General features: G+C 29.9%; 6 protein-coding genes and 1 other annotated feature. Of the genes, 1 reads left to right on the forward strand and 5 read right to left on the reverse strand.

Features of this window, described 5'->3' with window-relative positions:
• Positions 1 to 243: 243 nt before the first annotated feature.
• Positions 244 to 1,710: an MFS transporter gene (locus I4U58_RS11175; RefSeq protein WP_195931428.1), complete on the forward strand. Its 1,467-nt coding sequence runs from the start codon at positions 244 to 246 to the stop codon at positions 1,708 to 1,710.
• Positions 1,711 to 1,832: 122 nt separating this feature from the next.
• On the opposite strand, the gene I4U58_RS11180 is transcribed toward I4U58_RS11175, so the two are convergent.
• The 5 genes from I4U58_RS11180 to ispD all read right to left on the reverse strand — a co-directional run bounded on the left by I4U58_RS11180 (position 1,833) and on the right by ispD (position 7,866).
• A complete protein-coding gene (locus I4U58_RS11180) occupies positions 1,833 to 2,489 on the reverse strand; it encodes a YitT family protein (protein WP_195931429.1) in 657 nt (218 codons plus the stop codon).
• A 268-nt stretch (positions 2,490 to 2,757) separates the two neighbouring features.
• Positions 2,758 to 4,242: a glutamate--tRNA ligase gene (gene gltX, locus I4U58_RS11185; RefSeq protein ID WP_195931430.1), complete on the reverse strand. Its 1,485-nt coding sequence runs from the start codon at positions 4,240 to 4,242 to the stop codon at positions 2,758 to 2,760.
• A gap of 141 nt (positions 4,243 to 4,383) precedes the next feature.
• Positions 4,384 to 6,099: a proline--tRNA ligase gene (locus I4U58_RS11190; protein ID WP_195931431.1), complete on the reverse strand. Its 1,716-nt coding sequence runs from the start codon at positions 6,097 to 6,099 to the stop codon at positions 4,384 to 4,386.
• Positions 6,100 to 6,155: 56 nt separating this feature from the next.
• Positions 6,156 to 6,368 (reverse strand) — a binding site (T-box leader).
• A gap of 45 nt (positions 6,369 to 6,413) precedes the next feature.
• The gene (gene ispF, locus I4U58_RS11195; RefSeq protein WP_195931432.1) at positions 6,414 to 6,896 is read right to left on the reverse strand and encodes a 2-C-methyl-D-erythritol 2,4-cyclodiphosphate synthase; all 483 of its coding nucleotides are present in this window, start codon (positions 6,894 to 6,896) and stop codon (positions 6,414 to 6,416) included.
• A gap of 253 nt (positions 6,897 to 7,149) precedes the next feature.
• On the reverse strand, positions 7,150 to 7,866 hold the full coding sequence (gene ispD, locus I4U58_RS11200) for a 2-C-methyl-D-erythritol 4-phosphate cytidylyltransferase (protein WP_195931433.1): 717 nt from the start codon (positions 7,864 to 7,866) through the stop codon (positions 7,150 to 7,152).
• Positions 7,867 to 8,127: the final 261 nt, after the last annotated feature.

Raw genomic sequence — 8,127 nt, forward strand, 5'->3', positions numbered from 1 at the left:
TTTTATATTTTTATGTTAAATTTTTATCCACATTCTATATTGTGTAAAATAAAATTTAGCTTAATTATATAATACTTTTTTTAAACGATATCAAGAAAACGTTTTTAAGTTATTGAAGTGGATATTTTATTCATACGCAATCGTTAATTTTATATCATTCCAATTCTAAAATCTTACTAATTTAAGTATTAATCAATCCATACAAAGTACAAACTATCAATTCTTTAATAATAGGGGGACAAAATGGAAACAGCAAAACAAATCAACTATAACCGTGCCAAGACATGGCAAATAGGGTGCTTTGCATTCAACAATACAGCAACAAATGTAATAATGCTTTTAATGGGGTATGTTTCTTATTATGCAACAGGTGTTGTAGGATTATCAGTAGTATTAGTATCATCACTTCTAACATCAATGCGTATGTTTGATGCTATCACAGACCCAATAATAGGATTTATAATTGATAAGACAAACGGTAAATTTGGTAAATTTAGACCTATGATACTTATAGGTTATTCTATAATGGCAGTAAGTATATTGACAATGTATAATACTCTACACTTATTCCCAGAAAATCTAAAAATGATTGGGTTTATAGTATTTTACGCTCTATATATAATCGGATATACGTTCCAAACAGCTTGTACTAAGGCTGGACAAGCTTGTTTAACAAATGATCCATCTCAAAGACCTTTATTCACTAGATTCGACAGTATTTATAACTTATTTATATTTGCAGCTGGTGCTCAATACGCATCTGGATATATAGCTCCTAAATATGGTGGATTTACATTCCAAGCAATGCAAGAATTCTCACTAACATTTATATTAATATCAGGTGTATTAACTGCATTAGCAATTACAGGTATATGGTCTAAAGATAGAATAGAGTTCTTTGGTACTGGTAAAAAAGCTCCTAAAGTTAAATTTAGAGATTATGTAAGTGTTTTAAAAGGAAATCGTCCATTACAAATGCTTGTTGTATCTGCAGCTACTGATAAATTAGCAATACAAGCAGGTAATAACTCAACTGTTATGGTAATGTTATATGGTATAGTAATGGGTAACTATGGACTATATGGTAAAATGTCTATGATAACAATGATTCCATCATTTATAATGATATTAATCGGAACAAAATATGCTTCTAAATTTGGTTCTAAAAAAGCATTAGTTAGATTTACATGGTTATGTATCTTAACTTATATAGGTGTATTTGCTTTACTAGTATTCGGAGATCCAACTCAAATCTCTCTAGATAACTTCGGAATGATGACTGTTTTATGGATAACTTTAGTGTGCTTAGGTAAAGGATTCGGTTCAATATCTGGTGGTATAGTTATACCTATGATAGCTGACTGTGCAGATTATGAAACTTATTTAACAGGAAGATATGTACCTGGTATGATGGGAACTTTATTCTCATTCGTTGATAAAATGATATCATCCTTTGGTACAACTATAGTTGGTCTTGCTGTTGCATATATAGGATATACTTCTGCAATGCCTCAAGTTGGAGATGCTTATACTCCTGGTGTATTCTGGGTGACAGTTGGATTATACATAGGAATGCCAATGTTAGGATGGATTGCTTCACTAATAGCTATGAAATTCTATGAATTAGATGATGAAAAAATGAAAGAAGTACAAGAAAAAATAGCTGAAATAAAATTAGCTGCTAAAGAGGAATACGAAGCTTTAGCATAAAAATTTTAATAAAAAAGGGAGTGTTGCAAAATAGTATAAAAACTATTTTTCAATACTCCCTTTCTTTTAGTTTTATAATAAACTCTCTTTTTTTTAATCTATTCTGTGTACATTATATATTATTAAGCTACTGTTTCCTCTTTATTTGACTCTTCTAAAGCTTTTTTCTCTTTATGTTTAGCTATCATATCTATTACTCTATCTACTAATAATCCATTTACTATTACAGCTATTAATGAATAGAATCCTTTGTTTAGTCCGAAAGTAAATGCACCAGCTACAACAACGAATAAATCTACCATTAATAAAGCTATTCCTATATTAAAGTTTGTATATTTATTTAATATTTTAGCTAATATATCAGTTCCACCCGTAGATGCATTTATTGAAAATGCTATTGCAAGACCTGTTCCTATTATTAAAGTCCCACATAAAACTGCTAAAGCTAAATTAGTTGTTAATGCATAACTATGCATTACTTTTTCCATAAAGTCCATTACAAATGATAATGCAAAACTTGCGTATATAGTTTTTGCACCAAAGTCGCTACCAATTAATAAAAACGCTATTGCAAATAATATTAAATTACCTAAAAATACTAGAGTTCCTATTGATAGTGCTGGTACATAATGATTTATAACTAATGATAAACCACTTAACCCGCCTCCTGCTATATCGTTAGGTGAGTAAAAATATTGAAGCCCAAAAGCAACTAATATTACACCAACTGTCACTATAAAATACTCTTTTATAGCTTTTGCTATGTCATATTTCTTCATAACTATATTCTCCCTTTTTGTTGTCTAAATTTATATAATTTAATGCATACAATATATGATAACAAATTAAATTGTTTTTTCATAGTTATATTTTTTTGTAGAACTTACAAATTTTAAAATCCCATGAATATAATAATAAATTATATAGTTATACAAATAAAATCATTTAATTTAACTATGGTTTCGAGTTTAAACATAAAAAAATCCAAATCTAAGATATAATATCCGATTTGGATTTTTTATATTAATATTTATTTTTACAAATAAATTATATTAAATTTTCTTTAGCATATGCTAATCTTTTTAAGCAAAGATCTTTACCTAATATAACCATAGTTTTAGCTAAATCTCCACCGTGCATTTGCCCTGTAAGAGGTATTCTAGTACCCATGTATAGGTTTTTACCTTTTATTTTGTATTCTTTTTGGATAGATTTTAATATAGCTTGTACTGTTTCTTCAGTTAAAACATCTACTTCTGATATTTTTTCTTCTAAAGCATTAACTAAAGTAGGTATGTGTTCCATTTTTAAGAATTCTGCACCTTCTTCAGTTTCAACTTCTACTTTATCTCCAAAGAATATTGATATATGGTCAGTTATTTCTTTTACAAAGTGTAATTTTTCTTTTAATAAAGATACTATTGATTTTAAGAAGTCGTATTTTTCTTCAGCTTCTTCAGCAGTTACATATCCAGCTTCAACGATGAATGGTATAGCTAATTTAGTTAAAACATCATCATCTCCATCTTTCATGTAGTGTTGGTTTACCCAGTTTAATTTTTCTGTGTCAAATACTCCACCACTTTTTGAAACTCTTTCTATAGAGAATGCTTGTTCTAATTCTTCCATAGAGAATATTTCTTTATTTTCTTCTGGAGACCAACCAACTAATGCAACATAGTTAACTAATCCTTCTGGTAAGTATCCTTTTTTCTTGAAGTCTTCTACTGCAACGTCACCATGTCTCTTACTTAATTTTTTCTTTTCTTTATTAAGTATGTTTGGTAAGTGAACGAATTTTGGAGCTTCCCATCCGAATGCTTCGTATAAGTAAACGTGTTTCGGAGTTGAAGAAACCCATTCTTCCCCTCTTATTACGTGAGTTATTTTCATTAGATGGTCATCAACTACAACTGCAAAGTGGTAAGTTGGGAATCCATCAGTTTTTATTAATACTTGATCATCTAAGTCGTTAGTGTTGAATTCAGTTTCTCCTCTAACTAAATCTGTAAATCTTATTACGTGATTTTCTGGTAATTTTAATCTTATTACATATGGTTCACCAGCAGCTATTTTAGCGTCTATTTCTTCTTGAGTTAAATCTCTACAGTGACCATCGTATCTTGGAGTTTCACCAGCTTCTTTTTGTTTTTCTCTTACTTCGTCTAATCTTTCTTTTGTACAGAAGCAGTAGTATGCTTTTCCGCTATCTAATAATTCTTTTATATATTGTTGGTATATATCTAATCTTTCTGATTGTATGTATGGTCCATATTCACCTTTTTGAACTACGTTTCCGTTTTCGTCTAACATAACACCTTCGTCATGGTTAACGCCAGCCCATTTCATAGCATTTAGCATGTTTTCTATAGCACCATCAACTAATCTAGTTCTATCAGTATCTTCTACTCTTAATATATATTTTCCGCCCATTTTTTTAGCAAATAAGTAGTTGTATAAAGCAGTTCTTAAACTACCTATATGAACAAATCCAGTTGGACTTGGAGCAAATCTTACTCTTACTTCACTCATGTTTTACCTCCTATTTTTAAGTGATAATAGTTTTATGATCTACTATCATTTTTAGTAATATTATTTATAATTTCTACTTTATCTATTATAAAGCTCAATCCCTATATTATAAAGTAATTGAGCTTTATTTTTTAGATTAATTTATCCTAATTTTACGTTGTTTTTAACAAATTCAGCTTTTACTCTGTCTAATACTTCATCAACAGATATTATTTCTTTGTCAGCTTCTTTTCTTAATTTGAACTCAACTTTTCCGTCTACTATATCTTTACCAACAGTAATTCTCATTGGTATACCTAATAAATCAGAGTCTTTAAATTTGAATCCAGCTCTTTCATTTCTGTCGTCTAATAATACTTCTACACCAGCTACTTGTAATTCATTGTATATTTTTTCAGCGTTTTCTAAGTGTTCTTCTTTCTTAACGTTAACTGGAACAACAACTACATGGTATGGAGCTAATGCTAATGGCCATATTATTCCGTTTTCGTCATGATGTTGTTCTATTACAGCTGCAACAGTTCTTTCAACACCTATTCCGTAGCATCCCATTATCATTGGTTGAGATTTACCGTTTTGGTCTAAGAAAGTAGCTCCCATAGCTTCAGAATATTTAGTTCCTAATTTGAATATGTGTCCAACTTCAACACCTCTCATTATTTCAAGAGATCCACCACATTTTGGACATTTATCTCCTTCTTGAACATTTCTGAAATCGCCAACTTGCCCTTCGAAATCTCTACCGAAGTTAGCATTTTGTATATGGTAACCAGTTTTGTTAGCACCGATTATAACATTTCTTTGATCAACTACTTCTTGGTCTATGAATAAGTAATCAGTTTTTATTCCTATTGGTCCAGCAAATCCAACTTCTGCACCAGTAACTGTTTTTATTGTGTCTTCGCTTGCAAGTTCAAACTCAACAGCTCCACCTATAGCATTAGCAACTTTAGTTTCGTTAACATCTCTGTCTCCTCTAACAACTACTGCTACTGTTTTTCCGTCTGCATAATATATTAATGTTTTTGCAAATTGTCCAGCTTCCATTTTGAAGAAGTCTTGTAATTCTTCTATTGTGTGAACATTTGGAGTTTCTATTTCACTCATTTCTTTCATTTCTTCAGTTGATGCTTCGTGGTTAACTGAAGTAGCTTTTTCTATATTTGCTGCATAATCGCATCCACTACAGAATACTATTTCATCTTCACCAACTTCTGATTTAACCATGAATTCTGCAGATGCAGAACCACCCATAGCACCAGAGTCTGCTTGAACTGGACTGTTGTCTAATTCACATCTAGCAAATATTCTAGTGTATGCATCAAACATATCGTTGTATGATTTATCTAATCCTTCTTGGTCAGCATCAAAGCTGTAAGCATCTTTCATTGTGAAGTTTCTAGTTCTCATAACACCAAATCTTGGTCTTCTTTCATCTCTGAATTTAGTTTCGATTTGGTATAAGTTAAGAGGAAGTTGTTTGTATGAAGTTATTTCATTTCTTACTATGTGTGTGAAAGTTTCTTCATGTGTTGGTCCAAGACAGTAATCTCTACCATTTCTGTCTTTTAATCTGAACATTTCAGGACCCATAACATCCCATCTTCCTGATTCTTGCCATAATTCAGCAGGAACTAATAGTGCACATGATATTTCTTGTGCCCCTTTAGCGTTCATTTCTTCTCTTATTATATCTTCTACTTTTCTGAAGACTCTTATACCCATTGGTAATTGGTTGTAAATTCCTGATGCCATTTTTCTTATCATACCAGCTCTAAGCATTAACTGATGACTTGTTATCTCTGCATCAGATGGTATTTCTTTTAATGTTGGCATTAACATTTTTGACATTCTCATCTCTGATTATTCCTCCTTAAGTTTTTTCTGTATTAAAAAAACCCTTCATCTCTATAAAAAGAGACGAAAGGTTATATTTCCGCGGTACCACTCTAATTAGCTTACAATAAGAAGCTCTCTCATGGGGATATAACGGTCCCTACCGTAAAAACTTTTTACCGTTTTTATGCTAAAAGACTGGTTCAAAAACATCATCATAGGAACTCTCACCAACGCTCCCTCTCTGTAAAGACTCAAATTTTCTACTATTTCTTAATCATTGCTTTTGTTATATTTTAATGATTTTCATAATCTATTTTATAATATATTATTTATTATTTATTGTCAACTTTAATTAAAGAACAGATTGACTGGCATGATATTCCTTGTTTGTTCCCCGTGAAACCAAGTCCTTCTTCTGTTGTTGCCTTTATGCTTACACAGTCAATATCTATATTCATAGCCTTTGATACATTTTCTCTCATCTTTAAGATATGTGGAGCCATTTTAGGTGCTTGTGCAACAATTATACTGTCTATATTGTTTACTTTATAACCTTTACTTTCTATTAAATTATTTACAAATTCTAATAACTTTATACTATCTGCTCCCTTATATTTTGGATCTGTATCTGGGAAGTGCTTACCAATATCGCCTAAAGCTAATGCCCCTAAGATAGAATCCATCATTGCATGTACTAATACATCAGCATCAGAATGTCCTAAAAGACCTTTATCATGCTCTATCTCTACACCACCTAATATCAATTTTCTATTTTCAACTAATTTGTGAACGTCATATCCTATTCCAACTCTCATATTACCCTCCTATAATTTTAGAATTATTATTTAAAATTAATAAATTCTAAAACTTTTTATATGTATTTTTATTTAGTTTATAAGTTTAAATATTTAAATTAAAAAGCAACGTATTATGATAAATTTACTTGTCCCCTTCTATATTGTGTGAATTATTCCCTCAATTAAAGACCCTTCTATCATTATACGTTGCACCTATCTAAAAATAATCCGTATAAACTTCTATATATTATTTAAATTATATTTCAAATTATTATACTATTTTTTTGATTCTTTTTCCCATTTTTGATTTTTTTCTTAAATCTAATATTTGTTCTGCTACATTGATATCTTCTGGATTTGTTATTTTTATATTTTCATAAGAACCTAAAACCATAGTAACTTCTTGACCTAAAAATTCTACTAACATTGAATCATCTGTTCCATAAAAATTCTTTTCATATGCATTTTCATATGCTCTAAGTATTAGATTTTTATCGAAAGTCTGTGGTGTTTGTGCTGACCATAGAGTTTCTCTAGCTGGTGTACTTTTAACAACCCCATTTTCAACTACTTTTATTGTGTCTCTAACTGGTACACCTACTACAGCTGCCTTTTTTTGCTTAGCAACTTCTATAGTTTCATTTATTATTGCATGACTTACGAATGGTCTAGCTCCATCATGTATTAAAACAATATTACTATTTGAATCTAGTTGCTTTAATCCATTATAAATAGAATCTTGTCGTTCTTTACCACCATATGCTATTTTTATATTTCTAAAATCATATTTATCTAATATTTCATGCTCAAAAAAATATGCCTCTTCTTCTCTTATACAGACAATTATCTCGTCTATATTTTCATTGCTATAGAAAACATCTATCGTATGAGCTATCATTTCTTTTTCGTCTAATTTTATATATTGCTTATTTATGTCTAGATTCATTCGTCTTCCGCTTCCTGCAGCAACAATAACAACACTATTCATAATTTCACCTCTTGAATTTTCATTTTCCACGCGTTATAAAAGGACCTCTTCACTTACAGGTCTTAATTATTTTTTGTATATATTTATTCCTTATTCATTATAGTTAAAATAAAAAATTTTTTCAAATTAATTATATTCCTAATTTATTAAAATTGAGATAAATTATTCATCATTGTTGTCATATTAAAGTAGGAATATTTTTTGCAAATTCTTTGTTAAAAATCACTTTGTATGTTCCAAATTTAATAATATATCTATTTT

It is taken from the genome of Clostridium sp. 1001270J_160509_D11, from assembly GCF_015667935.1.
GTDB lineage: Bacteria > Bacillota > Clostridia > Peptostreptococcales > Peptostreptococcaceae > Intestinibacter.